Here is a 22,474-nt window from a genome sequence, read left to right as displayed (position 1 = left end):
TAGATGCGATCCGCGCAGATGCGTTCTGGATAGCAGTCATAGTCTTGTTTGTACTTTTCAGCCTGCGCAATCAGGTCATTACCTTCGTTATAGGCATCCCAGCTGATGCGGTGCAGGAGGGGAAATCCATTCTGAACCGAAACGCTGATCTACCGCAAGCGGAAGCCCTTCGGGCAAGGGCCCCAAATTCGACTGCCGCCCTTGCCTTTCCGCGCACAATCGGACGGACCCAGCGTTGAACCAAGCTTACAAGCCGATCAGGGATGCTCCTCGTCTTGCTATGGAGGAGAATAGTCTGCTGACGGAACAGCTCACTACAAGCCAGCAGCTTCTGCCACCAATGCTCCTTGAGAGCTGAAAGGCTTGCTGCAGCTGCGATCAGGGCGTCGATATATTCTAGATTGCGCTGCAGGTAGCTGAGCTGTTTCCTCACCGCCGCTTTGATTCTTCTCCATCTCGGCTTTTTCTGCTTTGCAACATTCAGGAAGCAAGCTCGCGCTTTGCCACGGTCATAGCGAGGTCGATGCACGCCAAAGCCAGTGCTTTGTTTGCAGAGTTCGTCAATTACTTTCTCGGTCGATACCCTTGCTTCATTCAAGAGCTTCAGGTCCGTGGGATAGGTGATGTCAGCCGGCGCGCAGGAGGCGTCAATGCTGAGTGTTCCACAATTCTTCCCCTCTGGCCAATCAGCGGGTTTGATCAGACCATCGAGTGAGAGCTGATCGCCGCTGCCCGAGCCATCTCCATTTGAATCTTCATCGTCATGACACTGAGATGCGGCAGCCTCAACCAACATCTCCTTGCCTCGCTGAACCACGACCTCATTGATGCGCCTTAGGTCATCGTCTGAGAACCGCTTACGAAAGTGAACTATCATCGATGGATCAAAGGGCACCTTGCTGGAGTATCCAGAAAATCCCAGGAAGAACTGCATGTAGGCGTTCTCCTGGATCTGGAGAACTGTCTCTTCATCGGTGAGGCCTAAACGCTGCTTGATGTAGAGCGATCCGAACGCAAGACGCACGGGCTTGGCTGGAGCCCCCACATTTATACTGAACTGAGGAGCATAAGCCTCCTCCATTTCTTGCCAGGGGATGAGCTCTGCAAGCAGCACCCAGCGGTTGCCAGGATCGAGTGTGCCGCCAAAAGGCACGTGAAAATCTTCGATTGAAAGCTGACCGATATGCTGCTTTCGGTACATGTGCGGCTGTGATCGGTAGCAGCAATCCGCGACTGCCGCATTCCTGGCCAGTCTACCGGCTATCCATCGCTGAGACCAGTTGCGGCACAATGGGTCTGGCTTTTTCAGGAGTCCCTACTTATGCATAAAATCCCTGCCGAAGCCGGTTACCCATCAATCCACCGCTTAAGCCCCTGTCGCCAGCGCTTGAGGTTGCTGCGGCTAGGCACCACTTTGGCTAGGCCAGACTGCTTTTGCACATTGGATTCCCCGCCATTATGGTAATAGCTGATGGCTGTACCCGGATCGAGAGCGGCATCGAGTGAATTTGTAGCGTAGCGGCCGCCATAGTTGGAGCCGTAGCCATAGCCTTCGGTGGCGGAAGCAGCAGTGGTTTTGGCCACCCGTGCGTTGGTCACCACGCCCAGCAGGGGGGCACCAGCCACCTGAATCCGCCGGATCGCCTCGGCGGGCAGATTGCGGCCCACCTTGTTTAGGCTCACCACCAGCAGGATGCCGTCCAGGTGCTCTGCCACCAGAGTGGCGTCCGCGAGGCCTAGAACTGGTGGGGTGTCGTACAGCACCAGGTCGTAGTTCCCCTGCTCCACCAGCTCCTTGGTCAGGGTGGCCATGCGTTCGGAGCTGAGAAGTCGTGCCGGGTCTGGTGGCCGGCGGCCTGCGGTCAGAACCTGCCAGTTGGGGTAATTGGGCACATCCTGCACAAGCTCCTGCCAGTGCCGGCTGTTGTCGGTGAGCAGGTTGGACACACCCTCCAGGTTGTTCAAGCCAAGCCGGTTATGCATCTGTCGCAGGCGCAGGTCCATGTCCACCACCAGCACCCGTTTGCCCAGTTCGCTCAGCGTCTTCGCCAGCAGCACCAGCATCAGGCTCTTGCCCTCAGACGGGACCGAGCTGGTGACGGCCACTGAACGCACCGGTTTGTCAGTGCTCAGAAAGCGCAGGCTGGTGTAAAGGTTGCGGATCGCTTCCTGGTAATAGAAACGTTGATAGCCAGCTGCTCCCACCTCGGAAGAATCCAGCTCAGACAACATGAAGCGTTTCTGTTGCTGCACGGATTCAAACAGCGGTATGAAGGGCACATGACCCAGCAGGGGTTGCTTGAGTTCGTCGCGAACTTCGCTGGGACTGTGAAACACGTGATCCAGGCGGTCGCGGAGGTAGGCCACCCCCGTTCCGGCCACCAGACCGAGCAGCAGACCCTGCAAGAGTCCCTGGCTGATCGTTGGCTCCACCGGCACACTGTTCACCGTGGAAGGAGCGATCACTCTCCAGGGAGCGTTGTTCTGGGCGATTTCCAGTTGAAAATCTTCCCTTGACTTGAGATAGCTGTCGAGATTCTCCTGAGATACCTGCAGCCGCCGCTGCAGATCCTCATACTCCCGCAACAGCGCGGGCTGGAGCTTGAAGCGGCGATCGAGCTGGTTGATCTGCTGCCGCGTTGATGCAATTGTTTCGCCGTACTGCTGGAGGGCGGCATCGATGGTTTCAAGCTCCTTGCGCTGGAGTTCAGGCCGCAAACGATCTCTTGCTGCTATCAGGTTCTCAAGGATCGGGGTGCCGGGCTTGTAGGTGCTCTGGGCTTCGGAGATCTGGGCCTCCAGCCGACTCAGCTCCTCAAGCTTCGACTGATTGGGAACCCCGACGGTGACACTGGTGCTTGAACCCTCGCTACCGGAATCGGCTGAGCCGCTGCTGAATCCCGTGGTGGTGAGACGACCGCTGGCTACATCCGCCCGAACACGAAGCAGACGCTTCTGCTCGGCCTCCTGGGCAAGCAGCTTGTTCCGGAGGCTGCCTGCCTCAGTGCTGAGCCCACTGGCCTCACCGACCGGTTCCACCACGTTGTGAGTGGTCCGAAATCGTTCAAGTTCGGCTTGCAGCTCATTGTTCTTGGCCCGCAACACCGGCGACTGCTCATCGAGGAAACGGATCCCCTCCGTGAACTTTTCCCGGCGCCGTGTCAAGGCCCAGTCGAGGTATGCCTTCTCGGTGAGCTGCAGGGCTGAACGCACCACATCAGCATCCTTACCCTTGCCTTCTACGCGCAGCACCCCGGACGCCAGGATGTTCTGCTGACCGGAACCAGTCGACAGCAGCGACACATTGATCGAAGGGGGGGGCGAATCTGGATAGCGCTTGGCGATTTCCAGATAAACAGGTTCCAGCACCGCCGGGCTCTGCAGCACATTGATCAGGGTTGGCACATCCACGCGGCTGAGGTTCTGCGCCACTGACCCGATACCCTCTCCACCCGTTTCCCGTGCCTCATTAACCGGGTCGGAGAGCAGCAGCGTGAAGCCACCGAGAAAGACCGGTGCGGTGATCCGGCGGTGAACGGTGACCAGGGCCGAAGCCAGGGTGACGCCAGCGACGGTGATCAGGAACAGCCGCCGCCGCCGCCGGAGCACCTTGACGAAAGACTGCAGATTCAGACCACCGCCACCAGAATCAGCCTCCTGAGGCAACGCCTGGATGGTGGCTGCAGTGGGTGCAGGTTTCAAGCTGGGAGGACTGCTGCTGACCATCACGTGCCCTTTTAGCCGGACTCTATGGCTTTCATAGTGGTCAGGCAACCGAGCGGCTCGAATGAGCCTTCAAGCCCTAAGGTCTCACCGATTGGGATGGCTTGCTTGGAGATCGATTTCACCAGCCGCCGGGGAGGAAGTCTGGCCCGGATCGCGGCCTACACCTTCCTGCTGATTTTTCTTCTCAATTTACTGACTATTTTCCTGCCACCTCCTTTCCTCGACCCGGAGCGCACTTTCAGTTCGTTGGTCGAACTGGTGGAACGCTCCACTCTGCCGTTGGTGGCTGTTCTTTTCCTATTCTTCGGTTTAACTGGTGAGGCTCTTCCGGCGCTGTGGGAGTGCCGCCTTGCCCGCTTGTTCCGCCCTCTTCTCCTCGTTGCGGCCCTGCTCTACTTGGTCACCACCTTCACCGTCGTTGCGGCGGCGCAACGGATTGAGGCCACCGGCATCGCCAACTCCAAGGCACAGATCGAGCGCTCCAAGGGCGAACTCGAGCAGCTGCGAAACTCTCTCCTCTCCGGATCAAACGATGCCGCTCTGCAGCGGGTTCTCAGTTCTCAGCCTGGGCTTGCTCAGGCGCTGCAACAACAGGGTGGCGGGAACTGGGCCGAGCTCTCCATGGCTGAGCGGCGCAAGAGAGTTGAGCAACTGATCGACACCAGCGAGGTGAACCTCGCTCGCCAGGCCATGGCAACACGCGCCAACGCCAGCGGCAAACTGCGCAGGCAGACCTTGCTCACAGGTCTGACGGCCTTTCTTTACACCCTGTTCTTCCTCTCCGCTCACCTGATCTGGCCCCGCTCACTGGCGGCAACTCGGGAGCGGATCTTTCAAGCCAGGGAGGCGCGCTTGGCAGAAGATCCTTGAACCGTCAACCTGCTTCCCTGGCCCGGCTCACGCTGTTGGCGGGGCTGGCGTCCACACAGCTCACCCTGCTTATGCGGGCGGGAATGGCTCCCTTCGCGATCATGGCGAGCCTCTCCTGGCTGGGCGGAGGCTTGCTGCTCGTCGAGCAGGAAGACAAGGATGATGTGTTGGAGCTGGGCCGAATTCTCCGCCGCCGATTATTCCCAGGCGTCCTTCTCCTGCTCTGGGCTCTGCTGGTGCTGAGCTTCGCTGCCCGGCTCTACGACCCGCTGCTGCATCTGGTGCCAGTGGCTTCGTTGCTTGGGCTGGCCCTGGCGCTCGGCGCTCGCTGGCGCTCCAGGCTGGTTCTCGAGCTCACCGTGATCGCGCTGCTGCTGCCAGCCCAGGTGCTGATTAACCGCTTCCTGCCCACCGCACAACTGGCCGCCGTCACCGCATGGGTCTCGGCGTTCCTGCTCTGGCTGGTGGGCCAGCCAGCCCTCTCCGAGGGCGATCGGATCGTGATGCAGGAGCAGATTCTGGTGGTGGATGCCAGCTGCACCGGGGTCAACACGATGGCGCTATGCCTCGCGGCCACCCTGCTGCTCGTTTTGCTGATTCCGCCGCCTTCCTGGCGCTGGGGTCGCTCGGCCACCGTGGCGATCATGGCGATGCTGGCGCTCGTACTGGCCTTTGCTGTCAACGCCATCCGGGTGGCCTTGCTCGGCCTCACAACCCATGATCCCCCCAAGGCTTGGTATGGCTCCTTGATGAGCTTCGACTTCTGGCACGACGGCGGTGGCTCCAACCTGTTTTCCCTCACAGCCATGGGGCTCGTCTGCGGGCTCTACGTCCTGGCCCTGGAGGTGGCGTTGCGCCGGTCGCGTCCGCGGCAGAGCCGACCGTCGTGAGAAAGCGCCATCCGCCGGGCTGGAGACTTGTATTGCTGAGTGGTATGGCCGGCTGGGCGGCGCTGCTGTCCCTAGAAAGCTGGTTTCGCCCCGGCGGTTTCATGACTGACGGGGGCCTGCCCGAGCGCCTCCAGCGAGATGGGCTCGATTGGCAGCGCCAGCCCTCGACGGCTGCTTTCAAGGACTCGCTGCCTGAGGGAGTGGTGCTGCTCGAGCAGGCCGACTATCTCCCGGTTTCCTCTGGTGCTGTCTCAGCGACGAGGCCCATTCTTCTGCGTCGCCTGGGCCTCACCACCAGCGGCACTGGTGTGGACCTGCCGGTGGAGGCGATCGGTCCCGCGATCCTGGGCCCCGGGGGGAAAGGGCGCTGTGTTGTCCTCGACGCCGGTGGAGCGATCGAGAAGGAGTTGCCCAGCGGGGAAGCCTGGGCGGCCTGGATGGCGCCGCAGAGGCCCGCTCCTGCTGAAATCGTTGCCTGGCTCGCCGGTCTGCGGCCTTACCGAGCCAACGGGTGTCTGTGGGAAAGCTTGCCTTGATGAGTCGATCGAGCCGCTCCCCTCTCAGGCCTCCAGCCGGGCTGCTGGTTCCTGAGGTCATGGCCCGCAGGATGGCGCTGATCGGTCTCGATGCAGGCTTGCTGGCGTTCAGTTTCTGGCTGGCCTTTGCTCTCCGCCTGAACGCTCCTTTTTCAGACGGTCTGCGAAACAACCTCGTTTTGCTGCCCTGGGCAATTGGAATCGGCCTGGCTGTGCTGCTGGCCAGTGGCTGGTATCGCGGCCTGACCCGCTATTCCGGCAGCCACTCGCTCTACAGCCTGCTGCCCCGCACGGGGCTGATCGTGCTGCTGCTGCTTTTGGTCTGCACCCTGTCCGGGCATGGCGATCCACCGTTCCGAGGTTTCTGGCTGCTGTTCTGGCTGCTGGTGTCCGGCAGCTTGATCGGCAGCCGGATCGTGTTGCGCGATGTCCTCCGCTACTGGCTGGCCCATCGCCCGGCTCCCCAGTCGATAATCGGGAGCACCGACAGCACCGACAGCACCGACAGCACCATTTCCTCTCAGAAAACCAGAGTTTCGACGCTTTTGTTCGGGGCTGGCCAGGCCTCCAATCTGCTGCTTGCCGAACTGCGCTTCCACCCGCGGTTCAGGTTCGTTGCCGTTCTCGATGACGATCCAGCGCTCTGGGGACGGAAGCTGCACGCACTCACGATCCATCCGCCCAGCCAGCTTCCCGATCTGATCGCTCGACACCACATTCGTCAGGTCTTGCTGGCGATCCCTTCCGCTCCCAGAGCCCGGCGCCGCCAATTGGTGGAGTGGATGCGGAGCCTCGGTGTGGACGTACTCTCAATTCCTTCCCTGAGCGCTGTGGCCTCCGGTGCCCAGAGCGTGTCGGATCTGAGGCCGGTTCGGATCGAGGATCTGCTTGGCCGCGATGCCAGCACGGCCGACTCCGCTCTTCTGGCGGCCCCTGTCAGGGGGCGAACGGTGCTGGTCACTGGAGCCGGGGGATCGATCGGCAGCGAACTTTGCCGCCAGATCCTGCTCCAGCAGCCCGCTCGACTGGTGCTGCTCGAGCAAAGCGAATTTGCTCTGTACTCCATCGAGCAGGAATTGAGGAAGTCGCTGGCTCTCCACGCGCGTGAGCGATCACAGCCAGGTGAACTGGGGATGGCGAAGCTGGTGCCGGTATTGGGCGACGTGGCTGATCAACCCCGACTGCAGGCCCTGCTCCGGCAGCACGGAGTGCAGGTTCTGTTCCATGCCGCGGCCTACAAGCACGTCCCCCTGGTGGAGAGCAACGTCTGCGCCGGGATCGCCAACAATCTGCTCGGTACCCGCTCCGCATTGGAGGCCTCGATCAACTGTGGCTTAGAGCGGTTCCTGCTCATCTCCACCGACAAGGCAGTGCGCCCCACCAACACCATGGGAGCGAGCAAGCGGGCCTGTGAATTGCTGGTTCAGGCGGCTGCTGCGGCGATCGCCGCCGCCGGCCAGGGTCCTGTCTGCGCCATGGTCCGCTTCGGCAACGTGCTCGGTTCCTCCGGTTCGGTGGTGCCCCTGTTCCGCGAGCAGATCGCCTCCGGCGGGCCGGTCACGGTGACCCATCCCGAGATCACCCGTTACTTCATGACCATTCCGGAAGCGGCTCAGCTGGTGCTGCAGGCGTGCGGTCTGGCGCGTGGCGGCGAGGTCTTCGTTCTCGACATGGGCGAACCGTTGCGGATCATCGATCTGGCGCGTCAGATGATTCACCTCTCCGGTTGCAGCGTCAGGGACGACTCACGTCCAGACGGCGACATTGCGATCAGCTTCACCGGCCTGCGTCCCGGGGAGAAGCTCTACGAGGAGTTGCTGATCAGCGCAACCGACCAGCCGACTCTCCACCCCCTGATCCGCCAGGCAAAGGAATCATTCCTGCCGCAGTCGCAGCTGGATCCCCTGCTGCAGAAACTGCTGGAGGCTCTGCAGGCCTGGGACGATGACCAGGCACTCGCCGTGCTCAGGCAGCTGGTGCCGGAGTACCAGCAGCCAACTGGCCCAGAGCCGGCCTGCACAGAGGCTCAGCCGCGGTCGTAGAAGCGGCCTCCGTCGCTTCGCTTGCTTCGCTGCCTGCCTGCTTCCCGCCGGCTGAACTCGCTCACGCTGGGATTCGCCACCACCGGATCCACATGGGCCACCTGTTCCCACAGCTCGCGCGGCGCCCAGCGCACGGTGTGCAGCACCCGGTCGTGGCGGATCACGTGGCACCAGCGGCTGACACCACAGTGGGCGCAGAAGAGTTCCTCCAGCCACTCGTTGCTGAGCACCAGCACCGGATAGGCCTGGATCACCAGCCGGGCCTTCTTGTCAGTCATGCCCCGCTGCTTGAGCTCTTCGGGGCTGAGCAGGTGCAGGAAATACTTCCTGCCCTGGCCCATCAGCCGTTGATCGGGGTGTGCCGGGCACAACAGTTGCCTCGGGCGGCTGCGGCTTCGACTGCGGCTGAGCTGGCTTGACTGCATCGCGCATTTGGATCTGCTTCAATCCTCGCCCAAATCTCGGCGAATCACTTCGTCTCCATCCAGTTCGCGCCCCAGCCGGTGTCCACCACCAGGGGGACGCTGAGGCGAATGGCGTTCTCCATCACACGCTTCACCGTCGCCAGCACGGGCTCGAGGGCTTCGGGGGCCGCCTCCAGCACCAGTTCGTCGTGCACCTGCAGCAGTAGCCGGGCCGGCAGGTCATGGGTGTGCAACTCCTGATCGAGCCGCACCATCGCCAGCTTGATGATGTCTGCCGATGAGCCCTGGATCGGTGCATTGGCCGCCGCCCGCAGCTGCTGGCCCTCCATCCCGGCGCGGCGGGCCACCTCCAGCTCGATCTCTTCCGGCGGCTTGCCCTTCAGCCGCCCCAGACCGCCCGGATCGAAGGCAAACGGGCGCCGCCGTCCCAGGATCGTTTCCACGTAGCCGCGGCTCAGCGCCAGCCGTTCCTGCAGCTCCAGAAAACCGAACACCCTGGGGTAGCGCTCCTTGTAGCGGCTCAGAAACTCCTTGGCCTCGGCCTGGCTCACCCCGGCTTCGCGCGCGAAGCGCTGGGCACCCATGCCGTAGATCACACCGAAGTTGATCGTCTTGCCAAGGCGCCGCTCTTCAGGCGTCACCTCGGTTTTGTCGAGCAGTAGCCGGGCGGTGAGGGCGTGCACGTCGTCGCCGTTGGCGTAGGCCTCCACCAGCACCTCCTCGCCCGAAAGGTGGGTGAGGATGCGCAGCTCGATCTGGGAGTAGTCGGCGCTGATCAGCTGCCAACCCTCCTGGGGCAGGAAGGCCTTGCGGATGCGGCGGCTGAACTCCGTGCGGATGGGGATGTTCTGCAGGTTCGGATGGCTGCTGGAGAGCCGGCCCGTGGCAGTCACCGCCTGGTTGAAATCGGTGTGGACGCGGCCGGTTTCCGGCTCCACCAGGGCTGGCAGCGCATCCACGTAGGTGCTCTTGAGCTTGCTCAGGGTGCGGTGCTCCAGCACCAGCGGCACCACCGGATGGTCGGCTTCGAGTTTCTCGAGCACGGTGGCATCGGTGCTCCAGCCCGTTTTCGTCTTGCGCGATTTCTTGCGATCGAGCCCGAGCGTGTCGAACAGCAGCTCGCCCAGCTGCTTGGGAGACGCCAGGTTGAAATCGACGCCGGCCTCCTGCCTGGCCCCGGTCTCCAGGCTGGCCAGGGTGCCCGCCAGTTCCTCGCTCAGGGTGGCCAGATAGGGCTTGTCGATGCGGATGCCGGTGGCCTCCATCCGGGCCAGCACCGGCTCCAGTGGCAGTTCCACCTGATCGAGCAGCTTTGGCAGTGCCTCCCCCAGCTGCTGCAGCTGGCCGCGCAGCAGCGGCGTCAGCCGCCAGGTGAGGTGCACATCCATGGCGCAGTAGCAGGCGGCGGCTTCGATCGGCACCGCCGCGAAGCTCTCCCCCTTGGCCACCAGCTCGGTGAAGCTCGTCGGCGTGAAGCCGAAATTGCGCTCGGCCAGCACCTCCAGCCCGTGTTTCGCGTTGGCATCGCGCAGGTAATCCGCCAGCAGGGTGTCCATCACCACCCCGTCCAGGTTCAGCCCGTGACGCAGCAGGATCAGACGGTCGTACTTGGCGTTCTGCAGGGTCTTGGGGTGAGCCGCGCTGGCCAGCCAGGGGGCCAGCGCCGTGAGCACCTGGCCGAGGGGCAGCTGCTGGATCGCTGGGGCTGGCGGCGGCAGGTGGCCCACCGGGATGTAGGCCAGATCGCCGCTGCCCTCGCCCCAGCACAGTCCCACCCCCACCAGCTGGGCCTGGAAGGGGTTCAACGAGGTGGTCTCGGTGTCGAGGGCGATCGGCTGGGCCGGATCGGTGGCCGCCATCAGCCGCTCCAGCAGAGCAGTGAGTTGCTCTGGGCTCTGGATGATCTCCGGCGCAAGGGCTGGCGGAACGCCTTCCGGGCTGGAGCTTGGCTGCGGGGAGGACGCTGTGGCCGGTTCAACCTTGCCAGGAGCTGTTGCAACCGTGCTGCCAGCCGCAGATGGCGCCGACGAAGAGCTGCTCCTGGCCGAAGCCTTCGATCCCTGGGCCTGGTGATCGGCGGAGAACGCCAGTTCGAAGGCCGCCAGCTGCCTGACAAGGCTGTGTAGCTCCAGTTCTTCCAGCCGATGGGCCAGGGCCGCTCCGTCCACGTCGCCGAGCTGTAGCCGTGGCTCGGCCGGCAGGGGGATGTCGATCAGGATCTCGGCCAGCATGCGCGAGCGGTAGGCGTTCTCCCGGTCGGTTTCGAGCCTGGCCTTGAGGGCTCCCTTCTGCTGCTCAAGGGCCGCGTAGATGCCGTCGAGGTTGGTGTGGGCCTTCAGCAAAGTGATGGCGGTTTTGGGGCCTACCCCTTTGACCCCGGGGATGTTGTCGCTGGCATCACCGGTGAGGGCCTTGAGATCCACCACCTCCTCTGGCGTCACCCCGAGCTTGGCCACCACGTCCTGCCGGCGGATCGTCACGGGACCGGCGTTCCTGACGTAGGGGCCGCCGCCCATGTACATCACGGCGATGTCGCGCTCGTCGTCGACCAGTTGGAACAGATCCCGATCGCCCGAGAGGATCCGTACCCGCCAGCCCGCGTCGGCGGCCCGGTTGGCCAGGGTGCCGAGCACGTCGTCGGCTTCGTAGCCGGGGGCCATGCACAGGGGCAGATCCATTGCACCGGCGAGGATCTCCTGGAGGTTGGCCAGATCGGTGAAGAAGTGCTCCGGGGCCACATCCCGGTGGGCCTTGTAGCTGGCGTCGGCCTCGTGGCGGAAGGTGGGCTCGGCCGTGTCGAAGGCAACCACCACCCCCTGGGGGGTCAACCCCTTGACATTGTCCAGCAGGGCCTTGAGGAATCCGTAGGTGACGCTGGTGGGCACACCCTCCTTGGTGGCCAGCCCCCCCTCACCACCCTTGGCGAAGGCATAAAAGCTCCGGAAGGCCAGGGAATGGCCATCCACGAGCAGCAGCAGTGGTGCCTCAGCCATGCGCTCCTCGGTGTCCGTGCTGGCGTGGTGGCCACAGCCTGCCATCGAAGCGACCCGCCGATGGGGGCTGGTCGCTTTCAGGCATTGTGTAGAAGCGCCGCTGGTCATTACCGCAATGGCCCGTCAGCCCCGCCGTTATGCCGTCCACCTGCTCCTGGCCGGAGGCCACCGGGAGCAGGTGCACTTCGCCACGCTCGAAGCCTTCCAGCAGTGGTACCGGGATGTGCTCAACGCCGGAGCGCCCGAAACCTTCGTGAATGTGCCGATCGGCGATCTCGACGGGGAATACCTCGTGTTGCGCCCCAGCAGCGTGATCGGGATCCGTGTGGAGCCCAAGTTCACCGCCCTCGACGACTGAGTGGGCAGTGGTTGAATCGAGCCATGACTGATGCCCCCGAGAGGCTCCAGTTGCTCTGGGGGATCACTGTGTTCTCCGGGGCGCTGGCCCAGCTGACCTCGTTGCTCACGGGCTTGCCGTCAGTGGTGCTGCTGCTGGCCTCCGGCCTGTTGATCGGCCGCTCGGGCCTGGGGCTGGTGGATCCCCTGGCCCTGGGCAGTGGCCTGGAGACCATCGTGGGGCTGCTGGTGAGCCTGGTGCTGTTCGACGGGGGGCTCAAGCTGAGTCTTCGCGGCAGCACTGCCCGGATAGCGGTGCTGCGGATCGTGATCGTGCGCATGCTGCTGGCTCTCCCTGCCGGTTTGCTGGCGGCCCATTGGCTGGCGGGTCTGAGCTGGCCGCTGGCGGCGGTCTACAGCGCCATCGTGCTCGGCACCGGCCCCACCGTGGTCACCCCTCTGCTGCAACAGATGCGCCTGGCTCCCCCCCTGGGCGATGTGCTGGAAGGGGAAGGACTGGTGCTGGAGCCGATCGGGGCCGTACTGGCCCTGCTGCTGCTGGAACTGGTGATCAGCGATCGCTACGACTGGCAGGATCTCGCCCTTGAATTGCTGCAACGGCTGGGTTTCGGCGTGGGGGTCGGTGCCGTCAGCGGCCTGTTGCTGGCGGTGCTGCTCCGGCGCCTTCCGGTGGACCCGAAGAGCGGTCTTCGCTTGCAGCTCACCCTGGGGGTGATGTTTCTGATGTTCACCGGCTGTGAGGTGCTGATGCCCGAATCGGGCTTGCCGGCTGCCGTGATGGCCGGGGTGCTGGTGGGTCGCTTCGCTGACACCGAAGCCGCCATGCTCGACGACCTGATCCGCCAGCTGGCCCAGTTGGCGATCAGCATCCTGTTTCCGCTCCTGGCCGCCGATGTGGCCTGGTCTGACCTCAGCCCGCTGGGCTGGGGAGGGTTGGCCTGTGTGTTGACGCTGATGGTGGTGGTGCGGCCCGTGACCATGCAGCTGGCCACCTTCGGCCTGCCCCTCAGCGGCGGCCAGAAGGTGATGCTGAGCTGGCTGGCCCCGCGCGGGATCGTCACCGCCGCTGTGGCCAGCCTGTTCGCCCTCCGCCTCTATGAAGCCGGTGTGGAGGGGGCTGGAGCTCTGCAGGGGCTGGTGTTCCTCACGATCCTGATGACCGTGGGTCTGCAGGGTTTCACCGCGGCTCCCCTGGCGGGCCTGCTGGGTCTGCGCCTCAGCGAAGCCGGCGAGTCCGGCGAGGTCATGCCTCTGGAGGAGGTTCAGCTCTGAGCCACGGCCAGCATCAGCCGCGCTCGGTCTTCGCCGCTGGCGTGCAGCAGGCGCCAGGTGGTGATCAGATCCGGTCCCTTGAGGCTGCCCAGCAGGGCGGCCCTCAGGCTTTTCATCAGCACTCCCTTTTTCACTCCCGCCGCTGCGGCTGCGCCGGCGAGCTGCTCCTGGGCCTGCTCAACGCTGAGGCTGGCGTTCTCGTCGAGCTGCCCGAGCAGGGCCGTCAGGGCAGCGGTGGCCCCATCGGCGTCCAGTTGCTGGCTGGCGCCAGCGTCGAGTTCAGGGCGCTCGAAGAAGGGGCGGGCCTGCTCCAGGCCATCCCGCAGGGTGGTCAGGGAGGGGCCGAGCAGTTCGGCCAGCTCCAGTTCCCAGGCCTCGCGGCTGCCACCGCCTGACTCATCGCCGCCCGGGGCCTGCCAGCCCTCGGCGCGCCAGAGGGGAGCCAGGGCCTGGCGCAGCTCGGCGGCGCTCAGGTCATGCAGCACCTGGGCATTGAGCCAGTTGAGCTTGTCCCAGTCGAAGCGGGCGCCGGCCCGGTTGACCCGATCGAAGCTGAACACTTCAGCGGCCTCCCTGAGCGTGAAGCGCTCGCCCATGCCTTCAGGCGGTGACCAGCCCAGCAGGGTCATGTAGTTCACCAGCGCCTCGGCTGTGTAGCCCATGGCCTTGAACTCACCCACCGAGGTGACCCCATCGCGCTTGGAGAGCTTGCGGCCCTCCTGGTTGAGGATCAGGGGTGTGTGGGCGAAGACGGGCAGGGGCAGGCCGAGGGCCTCGTAGAGCAGCAGCTGCTTGGCGGTGTTGGCGATGTGGTCCTCGCCGCGAATCACATGGCTGATGGCCATGGCGGCATCGTCGACCACCACCACCAGGTTGTAGAGCGGGTCACCGACCTGATCGGCCGGCGCCCGCCGGGCGATCACCATGTCGCCGCCCAGATCGCTGCCGCTCCAGCGCATCTCTCCGCGCACGAGATCGTTCCAGCCGATCGTGGCCCCGTCGTCGATGCGGAAGCGCACCACCGCCTCGCGACCTTCTGAGCGGAAGGCCTGCTCCTGCTCAGGCGTCAGATTGCGGTGCCGGTTGTCGTAGCGGGGAGCGGAGCCGCTGGCCTTCTGCCGCTCGCGCATCTGCTCCAGTTCGGCTTCCGATGCATAACAGCGGTAGGCCAGACCCGCCTCCAGCAGCTGGTTGATGGCGGCGCGGTGGGCTTCGATCCGCTCGCTCTGGATCACGGGCTCCGCGTCCCAGCTCAGGCCGAGCCAGGCCAGGCCATCAAGGATGTCGGTGGTGAACTCCGGCCTGGAGCGCTCCCGGTCGGTGTCCTCGATCCTCAGTAAAAACTCCCCGCCGTGATGGCGGGCGAACAGCCAGTTGAACACCGCAGTGCGGGCGGTGCCGATGTGCAGGGTTCCCGTGGGGCTGGGAGCCAGACGAACCCGAACGGTCACTGGCGAAAGCTCATAAAGATTGAAACGGGACTGACGGGATTCGAACCCGCAACTTCCGCCGTGACAGGGCGGTGCTCTAACCGGTTGAACTACAGTCCCAGATGAAAGGCGAAAAGGGTTGAAAACCCTTGCCGGACCTGGCTTCTGGTGTCGTGTTAACGACTAGGGAAGTATCCACTGCCGCTGGCCCCGCCGTCAACTGGCGGAGACAGCGGCGGTGGATCATGGGCGGAAACCAGCGGGTTCGATCAGACGAACCTGGTTGCCTCTTGCTGTGAATTCACGGCCCTGGTCGCTCTGAACGACCACACGACCGCCGGACTTGACCCGGATGACCCGCGCCCGCACCCAGCCAAGGGCAGCGGATTCGAGCACCTTGACCACATCACCGGGTTGTAAATCCAACTCCATGTCCGGAACCACGAAAGAGCAGGAAAGGGCATCGAGCGCGCCGTGGAGGACTTGAACCCCCGACATCAGGTTTTGGAGACCTGCGTTCTACCAACTGAACTAACGGCGCATGACGATGCCCCTTCGACCGGGACGCGAGGCGGCACCGGCATGGGCAATTGAGCGATGAAGCTTCAGCGATCGAAGCGTTGCTTCACGCGGGTTGCTTTCCCCACACGATCGCGTAGGTAGAAGAGCTTTGCACGCCTCACTTTACCGCGACGCTCCACCTTGACGTTGGCGACCTGAGGACTGTGCAGCAGGAAGACCCGCTCAACCCCCACGCCCTGGAAGATCCGACGCACGGTGATCGTTTCGTTCAGCCCGCCATGGCGCTTGGCGATCACCACACCTTCATAGGGCTGGATGCGTTCCTTGTTGCCCTCGCTGATGCGCACGCCCACGCGCACGGTGTCGCCCACGTAGATCTCGGGCAGATCGCTCTTGAGCTGCTCGGCTTCGAAGGCCTTGATCAGGTCCTGGGCGCTGAGCTTGCCGGTGCGAGCCGGGGTCACGGCGGGCTTCTCGGCCACGGCCGTTGGCGCCGCGGTCTCGGCTGTGCCGGTCTCTTCCACGCTCGTCTGATCCATGTCGATGTCGTCCTTCAGTTCCGCCATCAGTTCGGCGCTGTCGTTCTTGTCCGCGGCCATCTCAGTAATGCGATCGCCCAGCCAAACAACCATTGTAACGGCTCATGTTCCCCCCTCCCCAGCGCTCTCATGCTGCTCCGGCCGCCCCCGCCGCCGACTCCACCCCTGCAGCGCCAGGCCCGTGCCGGTGATCAGCATCCAGAGCAGCCCCAGGCCGTTGAGAGCGACGTAAAAGGTCTCACCGACCGGGCCGAGCCATTCGCCTTCGTGCAGCACCATCAGCCCATGCACCTGGTCGCGGCTGAGGCCGCCCCAGTCGCGCAGCAGCCGGTAGCCCATGCCACTGCTGACCGTGATCAGCAGTGGCAGCACCACCACCGGCCCGATCAGGGCATGCCAGCGGCGCAGTCGGGCCAGGACCTGCATGGTCGACAGCATCGATGAGGAAAGTTGATAGCTTGAATCCTGGATTGCCCGGGCCCCGTCGATGAATCTTTTTGCTGACCTGCTGGCGGGCTCCTCAACCAAGGCCTCCACCACCAAGGCTGCCAGCGCCACCACCAGCACCGGCCCGCGCATTCAGAAGGGACGCCGGGGCGTCGAGATCAAATCGGCGCGCGAGATCCAGGTGATGCGCCAGGCCAGCCGCATCGTTGCCACGGTGCTGCGTGAAATCATGGAGATGGCAGCTCCAGGGATGACCACCGCCGATCTCGACCGCCACGCGGAAGAGCGCATCCGCGCCATGGGGGCCACCCCCAGCTTCAAGGGCTACCACGGCTTTCCGGCCAGCATCTGCGCCAGCATCAACGACCAGGTGGTCCACGGCATCCCCAGTGCCAAACAGGTGATCAAGGCCGGTGACCTGGTCAAGATCGACACCGGCGCCTACTTCGAGGGCTACCACGGCGACAGTTGCGTCAGCATCTGCGTGGGCGAATGTTCCGAGGACGCCACCCGCCTCAGCCGCGTGGCCCAGGAATCGTTGATGCGTGGTCTCGCCCGGATCAAGGCCGGCAACACCCTGCTCGACATCGCCGGCGCCGTGCAGGACCACGTCGAGGCCCATGGCTACAGCGTGGTGGAGGACTTCACCGGCCATGGCGTGGGCCGCAATCTGCATGAGGAGCCGTCGGTGTTCAACTTCCGCACCAACGACCTGCCCAACGTCAAGCTGCGCGCTGGCATGACCCTGGCGGTGGAGCCGATCCTCAATGCCGGCAGCAAGGAGTGCCGCACCCTGCGCGATCGCTGGACGGTCGTGACGGTGGATGGATCGCTCTCGGCCCAGTGGGAGCACACCATCGTGGTCAGCTCCGATGGCTGCGAGATCCTCACCGACCGCGATTTCTGATCCAGGCCTCTCAGTTGGCAGCCCGGCTGAACAGACGGCCATAGAGGTGCCTCAGCCACATCTGCAGGGGCACCAGCACCACCGTGATGGGATTGGGGGTCACGATGATCAGGCCGAAGCCCCTGCGCGCCTGGGCGATCACCTGGCCCGCCACGAAGTCTGGACCCATCACGCCGTAGGGATTGAGGGAAGAGCTGAACGGTCCAAGTACCAGCCGCCGGATCCGGCAGGGATTCTCGCCTCGATGATCGAGGGCGCGCAGGCTGAGCAACTGGCCCAGCAGCCGCTTGCTGATCTCATAGAGCGGGCTGAGGGCGGGCAGCAGTTCCGCCTCCGAGGTGTTCACCCACACCTCCCGGCAGGGGGTTCCAGCCTGACGCTCGCTCAGGCCCAGGAACAGCTCCAGCAGGCGCCAGGCACTGAGGGCGTTCACCTCCAGGCTGCGCTCGATCGCTGCGGCGCTGCGGTCGCCATAGACGTTGACCCCGTGGTTGATCACCAGGATGTCGACGTCGCGCAGGGTGGCCTCCAGCTGCTGCTCCTGGCCGCAGCACCACACCACGTTGCGCAGCGGGATCACCCTGCCGTCACCGCCGCGGATAACCACCGGCTCAGAGGCGGTGCTTAGGGCGATCAGCTCGGCCCCATGGCCATGCAGGGCGCGCAGCAGGGATGTGCCCAGGGCCCCACTGGCCCCGGTCACCGCCACGGTTCTCCCCCGCAGGGGCAGCAGTGCCGGCCAGAAGGTGAACGGCACCGGTGGGTCTGAAGCGGCTTGACCTGGCACGGCGTTGTCGGTCATGGGCCATTCTTTGCCTTGGAATCATCCGCCACTCGCTCGCGGCGTTTTTTCGCTCTCGTTCCGGCCGTCTCTTTCGCTTCCTCCATTGGGCCTTCTGTCGATCTTCGGAGCCACCCCCAGCCATGACCCCGGCCAGGTGGCCCTTTACGCCCCCTACTGCGATGGCGTGCTGCGGGAAGCCTGGTTGATCCAGGCCCTCGACCAGCTGGCTATCGGCGAGATCGAGGGAATACGGCGGATGCGCCCCGACGGGGAGCATCCGTTCCTGCTGCGCTGGCGGGCGGGGCTGGCTCCCCAGGAAACAAGCCACTGTGATCTCAGTTTCCCGGCAGCAGCGGAACTGGGCTACAGCTTTGATCTGCCCACGTATCAGCTGGTGCGCTGGCTGATGGACCTGCTGGAGCATCGGCAGCCCCAGGCCTTCGGTGACCCCCAGCTCGATCTGCCCGAGGCCTTCTGGCGCTGGCTGCTGCTCGGGGAATCCCCCCAGACCTCCGGCGCCTAGATTGGTTTGCCAGCGCCAATCCTAGAGGTCATGCCATGAGCAGCACCTTGCTGATCGGATCCTGTGATCCCTTCAGCGGCAAGTCAGCCCTGGTGCTCGGCCTGACCCGGACCCTGATGAAACAGGGACTCTCCGTGCGCTACGGCAAGCCCCTTGCCACCAGTGTGCGGCCACCCCGGCAGGGGGAGACCCCCCCCTCCCAGGCTTGCCTCGACGACGATGTCCGCTTCGTCGGCAACATCCTCGGCCTGCCTGACGAGAACTTGCTGCCGTCCCTGCACCTGCTGGGGGCTGCCACAGCCCAGGAGCGGCTGCTGCGCGGCAATCTGGATCCCGGCGAGGGCTTCTCCCGCCTGCGGGAACAGCTGGACTCCTACCCCGATGGCCTCACCCTGTTGGAGGGCACCGGCACCCTCAGCGAAGGCCTGCTCTATGGCCTCAGCCTGCCCCAGCTGGCCAAGGGCCTGGAGGCTCCTGTGGTGCTGGTCCATCTCTGGGAGGACAGCCGCAGTGTCGATCCCATACTGGCAGCCCGGAACCTGCTGCAGGAGCGCCTGGCTGGGGTAATGCTCAACGCCGTCGATCCCGATGCGGTGGATCGTCTGCGCGCCGAGGTGGTGCCGGCACTGGAGCAGCTGGGGCTGCCGGTGTTGGGCGTATTGCCCCGCAGCCCGCTGCTGCGCAGCGTCACAGTCGAGGAGCTGGTCGATCGCCTGGAGGCCCGGGTGCTCTGCTGCCCCGAGCGGCTCGATCTGCTGGTCGAAACGCTCTCGATCGGCGCGATGAACGTCAACTCCGCCATGGAGTTTTTCCGCCGTCGCCGCAACATGGCGGTGGTCACGGGTGCTGATCGCACCGACATTCAGCTGGCGGCCCTGGAGGCCTCCACCCAATGCCTGATCCTCACGGGGGCTGGGGAACCTCTGCCCCAGCTGATCAGTCGCGCTGAGGAGCTGGAGGTTCCGATCCTGAAGGTGGAGCAGGACACGCTGACCACGGTGGAGGTGATTGAGCGCGCCTTCGGCCATGTGCGCCTGCACGAGACGGTCAAGGCCAGTTATGCCATCCGCCTGGTTCAGGAGCACTGTTGCTTCGATCGCCTGTTCGAGCGCCTGGGTCTACTGCTGAAGGCCTGAAGCATGGGCCCCGCAAGGGCGCTGCTAGTTTCGGCCGATCGGATGCATTCACGAGGTGACCCGGTCCCTTGATCTGCCGGCCCTCGACCGGATTGACACCCTGGCCCAGGAGTTGGCCCTGCTTCAGGATCGCGGCAAGCGCCGCATCGCCATCCTCGGCAGTCGCCACGTTCCTGCCGTCTCGATTCACCTGGTGGAACTGGTGGCCCGCTCCCTGGCCCAGGAGGGTCACAACCTGATCACATCCGGATCCCAGGGGGTCAACGCTGCTGTGATCCGCGGGGTGCTGAGCGTCGATCCGGCCCGGCTCACCGTTCTGCTGCCTCAGAGCCTCGAGCGCCAGTCAAGTGATAGCCGCGAGCAGATGGAGCGGGTGCTGCATCTGGTGGAGAAGCCCGAGCACGACGAGTTGCCCCTGCCCATGGCCAGCAGTCTCTGCAACCAGGAGATCATCGGCCGCTGCGATCAGCTGATCTGCTACGCCTTCCACGACAGCGAGACCCTGCTCTCCAGCTGCCGCACCGCCGAGGACATGAACAAGGTGGTCAGCCTGATGTTCTTCGATTAGATCGGCGTTACTCCAGTTCGGGATCAATCAGGCAGAGAGTTCTGGCGGGGCAGGACCTGGAGGGAGGTTCCCTCACGGCCCATCACATTCACCTGGGCGCCTGGGGCGAGCGCCTCGCCGGGGGCCAGGTTGATGGCGGCCCAGCTCTGGCCCTGCCAGCGCACCCGCCCTTCGCCATTGCTGTCGAAGCTGCTGATCACCTCGGCCAGCTCGGCCCTGGCCGAGGGTGGGATCGCCCGTGCCTGCCGTCCCGCCGACCATCGTCTCAATCCGGCGTAACCAGCCGCCACCAGCGCCAGGAACAGCACCAGCTGCGCCGCCGTCGGCAGGGCGGGAAGCAGGGCGCTCAGCAGGGTCAGCAGCAGACCGGCCAGCCCGGCGATCAGCAACAGGCCGTCACCGTCGGCTCCGGCCAGCTCCAGGGCCAGCACCGCCGCCGCCAGGGCGAACCAGAGGATGGGATTCACGGGAGAGGGGAGGACGGGGAAAGCAGAAACCGATCGCCGTTCGCTGTCCCCATCCTGCCTACCGTGGTCCCAGCGATGGTCTCTGGATGGAATTTCTGCTCATTCCGGTTCTGGCGGTGCTGGCTGGCCTGGGCATCAGCGGCATCAAGGTCACCAGCAGCAGCCGCTCGATGCTGGTGGAACGTCTCGGCAAGTACGACCGGGAGCTGAGGCCTGGTCTCTCCCTGGTGATTCCGGGAATGGAGCGGGTCGTGAGCCATGAATCACTCAAGGAACGGGTGCTCGATATCCCGCCACAGCAGTGCATCACCCGCGACAACGTCTCGATCGTGGTGGATGCGGTGGTGTACTGGCAGTTGCTTGAGCATGCCCGCGCCTATTACGGCGTTGACAATCTGCAGGCCGCGATGGTGAACCTGGTGCTCACCCAGATCCGCGCCGAGATGGGCAAGCTCGACCTCGATCAGACCTTCACCACCCGCCAGGAAGTGAACGAGACCCTGCTCAACGAGCTGGATCAGGCCACCGACCCCTGGGGGGTGAAGGTGACCCGGGTGGAGTTGCGCGACATCCAGCCCTCCCAGGGGGTGCAGCAGGCGATGGAGCAGCAGATGACCGCCGAGCGGGAGAAGCGGGCGGCGATCCTGCGCTCCGAGGGCGAGCGGGAAGCCCAGGTGAATGCCGCCAAGGGGCGGGCCGAAGCCCTGGTGCTCGATGCCAAGGCCAAGCAGGAGGCGGTGCTGCTCGACGCCGACGCCCAGGCCAAGCAGCAGCTGCTGCTCGCCAAGGCGCGGGCTGAGTCGGCCACCGAGCTGGCCGCCGTGATCGAGGCCCACCCGGCGGCGGCCGAGAGCCTGCGCCTGCTGCTCGCCAGGGACTGGATGGCGATGGGCCAGGAGATGGCCGCGGCCCGTGGAGGCTCAGTTCTGATGGTGGATCCCCAGAGTCCCGCTTCCCTGCTTGCCGCGCTCAAGGGGTTGCAGGAGAAGGGGGGCAGCTGAGATCCCTGCGGGGAGGTTTCTCCGTTCAGCTGCGCAGCAGGGCCTTGAGCCCTTCGCTGTAGAGAACAGCTGTGCTCAGCAGCGCACCGATCCAGCAGAGGCTGCGCAGGGGAGGAATGTTGGCCACGTAGGCACCGATGTAGGCCAGCCGCAGGGCCGGATGGAGCCAGGCGGCCGCGGCCGCCAGTGGTGAGGCCGCCAGCACTGCCGGCGCCGCCAGCAGACAGAGCAGGCAAGCCGGGGCATGCAGTGTGAAGGCCTCGAAACTGTTCTGGTGGGCCCAGCTGGCCCGCTTCCCCCAGGCCGGCAGCCGCTCGAACATCGCCCGGGGGGCGGCCAGATCGCCGGGGGTGAAATCGGCCTTGGCGCGGCCGGCTGCCAGGGGCACCAGGCTGAGGACCACCACAGCCCCGGCCAGCACCAGTGACCAGGCGAAGGGCGCCGCCGGGTTGCCCGGCGGGATGGCGACGGCAAGGAGGGCGGGCATGGGGGAATGGCTGGGCCGTCCTTTTCTAAGCTGGGCTTTGCTTGTTTCACGCTTTTACTCATGGCCGACACCTTCTCCTTCGACGTGGTGTCGGATTTCGATCGGCAGGAGCTGGTGAACGCGCTCGATCAGGTGCGCCGCGAGGTGGGCCAGCGCTACGACCTCAAGGATTCCAAAACGGAGATCGATCTGGAGGAAACCAGCCTCACGATCACCACCGCCAGTGACATGACCCTCGACGCTGTGACCGATGTGCTGCGCCAGAAGGCGGTCAAGCGTGAACTTTCGCTCAAGATCTTCGATTTCCAGCCGGCGGAGCCGGTGGGCGGCAACCGGGTGCAGCAAGTGGTGAAGCTGCGCAAGGGGCTCAGCCAGGAGCTGGCCAAGTCGCTGAGCAAGACCGTGCGCGATCAGATCAAGAAGGTGACGGTGGCGATTCAGGGCGAGAGCCTGCGGGTCACCGGCAAGAACAAGGACGACCTCCAGCAGGTGATCCAGATCCTGCGCGCCGAAGACCCGGAGGTGCCGCTGCAGTTCGAGAATTACCGCTGA

Annotated in this window: 23 protein-coding genes and 2 tRNA genes; 12 read left to right on the top strand and 13 right to left on the bottom strand. The window is 64.7% G+C overall.

What is annotated here, in order from left to right; all coding sequences use genetic code 11:
• Positions 1 to 70: 70 nt before the first annotated feature.
• Together CJZ82_RS01985 and CJZ82_RS01980 are read right to left on the bottom strand one after the other, a co-directional pair.
• A complete protein-coding gene (locus CJZ82_RS01985) occupies positions 71 to 1,201 on the bottom strand; it encodes a transposase (protein WP_094554080.1) in 1,131 nt (376 codons plus the stop codon).
• 146 nt (positions 1,202 to 1,347) lie between these two features.
• Positions 1,348 to 3,702: a polysaccharide biosynthesis tyrosine autokinase gene (locus CJZ82_RS01980; protein ID WP_158218468.1), complete on the bottom strand. Its 2,355-nt coding sequence runs from the start codon at positions 3,700 to 3,702 to the stop codon at positions 1,348 to 1,350.
• 129 nt (positions 3,703 to 3,831) lie between these two features.
• Here CJZ82_RS01980 and CJZ82_RS01975 point away from each other — a divergent pair, with 129 nt between their 5' ends.
• The 4 genes from CJZ82_RS01975 to CJZ82_RS01960 all read left to right on the top strand — a co-directional run bounded on the left by CJZ82_RS01975 (position 3,832) and on the right by CJZ82_RS01960 (position 8,064).
• Positions 3,832 to 4,596 carry an HpsJ family protein gene (locus CJZ82_RS01975; protein WP_158218467.1) on the top strand — a complete coding sequence of 255 codons (765 nt, stop codon included), beginning with the start codon at positions 3,832 to 3,834 and terminating at the stop codon, positions 4,594 to 4,596.
• Positions 4,593 to 5,486 carry an archaeosortase/exosortase family protein gene (locus CJZ82_RS01970; protein ID WP_094554077.1) on the top strand — a complete coding sequence of 298 codons (894 nt, stop codon included), beginning with the start codon at positions 4,593 to 4,595 and terminating at the stop codon, positions 5,484 to 5,486. Before CJZ82_RS01975 ends, CJZ82_RS01970 begins: the two co-directional genes overlap by 4 nt.
• A gap of 101 nt (positions 5,487 to 5,587) precedes the next feature.
• Positions 5,588 to 6,022, top strand: a complete 435-nt coding sequence (locus tag CJZ82_RS01965; protein WP_143593500.1) for a hypothetical protein — start codon at positions 5,588 to 5,590, stop codon at positions 6,020 to 6,022.
• A 59-nt stretch (positions 6,023 to 6,081) separates the two neighbouring features.
• Complete coding sequence (locus tag CJZ82_RS01960) at positions 6,082 to 8,064, top strand: nucleoside-diphosphate sugar epimerase/dehydratase (RefSeq protein ID WP_233129966.1); 1,983 nt, start codon at positions 6,082 to 6,084, stop codon at positions 8,062 to 8,064.
• On the opposite strand, the gene CJZ82_RS01955 is transcribed toward CJZ82_RS01960, so the two are convergent.
• Both CJZ82_RS01955 and polA read right to left on the bottom strand, forming a co-directional pair.
• Positions 8,049 to 8,405, bottom strand: a complete 357-nt coding sequence (locus CJZ82_RS01955) for a hypothetical protein (RefSeq protein WP_233129965.1) — start codon at positions 8,403 to 8,405, stop codon at positions 8,049 to 8,051. The two genes, CJZ82_RS01960 and CJZ82_RS01955, sit on opposite strands and share 16 nt — an antisense overlap.
• Before the next feature lie 128 nt (positions 8,406 to 8,533).
• Complete coding sequence (polA, locus tag CJZ82_RS01950) at positions 8,534 to 11,527, bottom strand: DNA polymerase I (protein WP_369820006.1); 2,994 nt, start codon at positions 11,525 to 11,527, stop codon at positions 8,534 to 8,536.
• Between the two features lie 70 nt (positions 11,528 to 11,597).
• Between polA and CJZ82_RS01945 the strand changes: the two genes are divergently transcribed.
• A complete protein-coding gene (locus CJZ82_RS01945; protein WP_094554074.1) occupies positions 11,598 to 11,840 on the top strand; it encodes a hypothetical protein in 243 nt (80 codons plus the stop codon).
• 23 nt (positions 11,841 to 11,863) lie between these two features.
• A complete protein-coding gene (locus CJZ82_RS01940; RefSeq protein WP_094554073.1) occupies positions 11,864 to 13,111 on the top strand; it encodes a sodium:proton antiporter in 1,248 nt (415 codons plus the stop codon).
• Here the strand turns inward: CJZ82_RS01940 and gltX are convergent.
• The 6 genes from gltX to CJZ82_RS01910 form a co-directional block, all read right to left on the bottom strand.
• On the bottom strand, positions 13,102 to 14,562 hold the full coding sequence (gene gltX, locus CJZ82_RS01935) for a glutamate--tRNA ligase (RefSeq protein ID WP_094554072.1): 1,461 nt from the start codon (positions 14,560 to 14,562) through the stop codon (positions 13,102 to 13,104). The two genes, CJZ82_RS01940 and gltX, sit on opposite strands and share 10 nt — an antisense overlap.
• 25 nt (positions 14,563 to 14,587) lie before the next feature.
• Positions 14,588 to 14,661 (bottom strand) — tRNA-Asp (locus tag CJZ82_RS01930).
• Positions 14,662 to 14,784: 123 nt separating this feature from the next.
• Positions 14,785 to 14,973: a hyperconserved protein Hcp gene (locus CJZ82_RS01925; RefSeq protein ID WP_006043540.1), complete on the bottom strand. Its 189-nt coding sequence runs from the start codon at positions 14,971 to 14,973 to the stop codon at positions 14,785 to 14,787.
• A gap of 36 nt (positions 14,974 to 15,009) precedes the next feature.
• Positions 15,010 to 15,082 (bottom strand) — tRNA-Trp (locus CJZ82_RS01920).
• A 64-nt stretch (positions 15,083 to 15,146) separates the two neighbouring features.
• Positions 15,147 to 15,662, bottom strand: coding sequence for a 50S ribosomal protein L19 (rplS, locus tag CJZ82_RS01915; RefSeq protein WP_094554148.1), 516 nt, complete (start codon positions 15,660 to 15,662; stop codon positions 15,147 to 15,149).
• 42 nt (positions 15,663 to 15,704) lie between these two features.
• Positions 15,705 to 16,028, bottom strand: a complete 324-nt coding sequence (locus CJZ82_RS01910; RefSeq protein WP_369820005.1) for a peptidase — start codon at positions 16,026 to 16,028, stop codon at positions 15,705 to 15,707.
• A 61-nt stretch (positions 16,029 to 16,089) separates the two neighbouring features.
• Between CJZ82_RS01910 and map the strand changes: the two genes are divergently transcribed.
• Complete coding sequence (map, locus tag CJZ82_RS01905; protein WP_094554070.1) at positions 16,090 to 16,956, top strand: type I methionyl aminopeptidase; 867 nt, start codon at positions 16,090 to 16,092, stop codon at positions 16,954 to 16,956.
• Between the two features lie 10 nt (positions 16,957 to 16,966).
• Here the strand turns inward: map and CJZ82_RS01900 are convergent, their stop codons facing one another.
• Entirely contained in the window at positions 16,967 to 17,713 is a 747-nt protein-coding gene (locus tag CJZ82_RS01900) for an NAD-dependent epimerase/dehydratase family protein (RefSeq protein WP_233129964.1), read from the bottom strand.
• A 130-nt stretch (positions 17,714 to 17,843) separates the two neighbouring features.
• On the opposite strand from CJZ82_RS01900, the gene ebsA reads away from it, so the two are divergent.
• Genes ebsA through CJZ82_RS01885 form a run of 3 tightly spaced genes read left to right on the top strand, consistent with a single transcriptional unit; the run spans position 17,844 to position 19,967 of the window.
• Positions 17,844 to 18,263: a type IV pilus biogenesis protein EbsA gene (gene ebsA, locus CJZ82_RS01895; RefSeq protein ID WP_094554069.1), complete on the top strand. Its 420-nt coding sequence runs from the start codon at positions 17,844 to 17,846 to the stop codon at positions 18,261 to 18,263.
• A gap of 35 nt (positions 18,264 to 18,298) precedes the next feature.
• On the top strand, positions 18,299 to 19,399 hold the full coding sequence (locus CJZ82_RS01890; RefSeq protein WP_094554068.1) for a phosphotransacetylase family protein: 1,101 nt from the start codon (positions 18,299 to 18,301) through the stop codon (positions 19,397 to 19,399).
• Between the two features lie 55 nt (positions 19,400 to 19,454).
• Positions 19,455 to 19,967, top strand: coding sequence for a DNA recombination-mediator protein A (locus tag CJZ82_RS01885; RefSeq protein ID WP_094554067.1), 513 nt, complete (start codon positions 19,455 to 19,457; stop codon positions 19,965 to 19,967).
• 23 nt (positions 19,968 to 19,990) lie between these two features.
• Here the strand turns inward: CJZ82_RS01885 and CJZ82_RS01880 are convergent, their stop codons facing one another.
• Positions 19,991 to 20,434: an NfeD family protein gene (locus CJZ82_RS01880; RefSeq protein WP_094554066.1), complete on the bottom strand. Its 444-nt coding sequence runs from the start codon at positions 20,432 to 20,434 to the stop codon at positions 19,991 to 19,993.
• Positions 20,435 to 20,520: 86 nt separating this feature from the next.
• Here CJZ82_RS01880 and CJZ82_RS01875 point away from each other — a divergent pair, with 86 nt between their 5' ends.
• Positions 20,521 to 21,435 carry an SPFH domain-containing protein gene (locus CJZ82_RS01875; protein WP_094554065.1) on the top strand — a complete coding sequence of 305 codons (915 nt, stop codon included), beginning with the start codon at positions 20,521 to 20,523 and terminating at the stop codon, positions 21,433 to 21,435.
• Positions 21,436 to 21,460: 25 nt separating this feature from the next.
• Here CJZ82_RS01875 and CJZ82_RS01870 read toward each other — a convergent pair whose 3' ends face one another.
• The gene (locus CJZ82_RS01870; protein WP_094554064.1) at positions 21,461 to 21,922 is read right to left on the bottom strand and encodes an MAPEG family protein; all 462 of its coding nucleotides are present in this window, start codon (positions 21,920 to 21,922) and stop codon (positions 21,461 to 21,463) included.
• 60 nt (positions 21,923 to 21,982) lie between these two features.
• Here CJZ82_RS01870 and CJZ82_RS01865 point away from each other — a divergent pair, with 60 nt between their 5' ends.
• Positions 21,983 to 22,474: a YajQ family cyclic di-GMP-binding protein gene (locus CJZ82_RS01865; protein ID WP_094554063.1), complete on the top strand. Its 492-nt coding sequence runs from the start codon at positions 21,983 to 21,985 to the stop codon at positions 22,472 to 22,474.

The sequence above is a fragment of the Synechococcus sp. 1G10 genome, assembly GCF_002252625.1.
GTDB lineage: Bacteria > Cyanobacteriota > Cyanobacteriia > PCC-6307 > Cyanobiaceae > Regnicoccus_A.
The sequence above is the reverse complement of the archived record's forward strand: the minus strand, read 5'-3'. Positions and strand labels throughout refer to the sequence as shown.

What these genes read in the sequence shown, in the direction of transcription:
- CJZ82_RS01985 (WP_094554080.1), bottom strand. Translation starts at nt 1,201, where the DNA reads ATGTACCGAAAGCAGCATATCGGTCAGCTTTCAATCGAAGATTTTCAC.
- CJZ82_RS01875 (WP_094554065.1), top strand. Translation starts at nt 20,521, where the DNA reads ATGGAATTTCTGCTCATTCCGGTTCTGGCGGTGCTGGCTGGCCTGGGC.
- CJZ82_RS01910 (WP_369820005.1), bottom strand. Translation starts at nt 16,028, where the DNA reads ATGCAGGTCCTGGCCCGACTGCGCCGCTGGCATGCCCTGATCGGGCCG.
- CJZ82_RS01865 (WP_094554063.1), top strand. Translation starts at nt 21,983, where the DNA reads ATGGCCGACACCTTCTCCTTCGACGTGGTGTCGGATTTCGATCGGCAG.
- CJZ82_RS01940 (WP_094554073.1), top strand. Translation starts at nt 11,864, where the DNA reads ATGACTGATGCCCCCGAGAGGCTCCAGTTGCTCTGGGGGATCACTGTG.
- CJZ82_RS01870 (WP_094554064.1), bottom strand. Translation starts at nt 21,922, where the DNA reads ATGCCCGCCCTCCTTGCCGTCGCCATCCCGCCGGGCAACCCGGCGGCG.
- CJZ82_RS01945 (WP_094554074.1), top strand. Translation starts at nt 11,598, where the DNA reads ATGGCCCGTCAGCCCCGCCGTTATGCCGTCCACCTGCTCCTGGCCGGA.
- CJZ82_RS01890 (WP_094554068.1), top strand. Translation starts at nt 18,299, where the DNA reads ATGAGCAGCACCTTGCTGATCGGATCCTGTGATCCCTTCAGCGGCAAG.
- polA (WP_369820006.1), bottom strand. Translation starts at nt 11,527, where the DNA reads ATGGCAGGCTGTGGCCACCACGCCAGCACGGACACCGAGGAGCGCATG.
- CJZ82_RS01960 (WP_233129966.1), top strand. Translation starts at nt 6,082, where the DNA reads ATGGCCCGCAGGATGGCGCTGATCGGTCTCGATGCAGGCTTGCTGGCG.
- CJZ82_RS01925 (WP_006043540.1), bottom strand. Translation starts at nt 14,973, where the DNA reads ATGGAGTTGGATTTACAACCCGGTGATGTGGTCAAGGTGCTCGAATCC.
- CJZ82_RS01955 (WP_233129965.1), bottom strand. Translation starts at nt 8,405, where the DNA reads ATGGGCCAGGGCAGGAAGTATTTCCTGCACCTGCTCAGCCCCGAAGAG.
- CJZ82_RS01965 (WP_143593500.1), top strand. Translation starts at nt 5,588, where the DNA reads ATGACTGACGGGGGCCTGCCCGAGCGCCTCCAGCGAGATGGGCTCGAT.
- rplS (WP_094554148.1), bottom strand. Translation starts at nt 15,662, where the DNA reads ATGGCCGCGGACAAGAACGACAGCGCCGAACTGATGGCGGAACTGAAG.
- map (WP_094554070.1), top strand. Translation starts at nt 16,090, where the DNA reads ATGAATCTTTTTGCTGACCTGCTGGCGGGCTCCTCAACCAAGGCCTCC.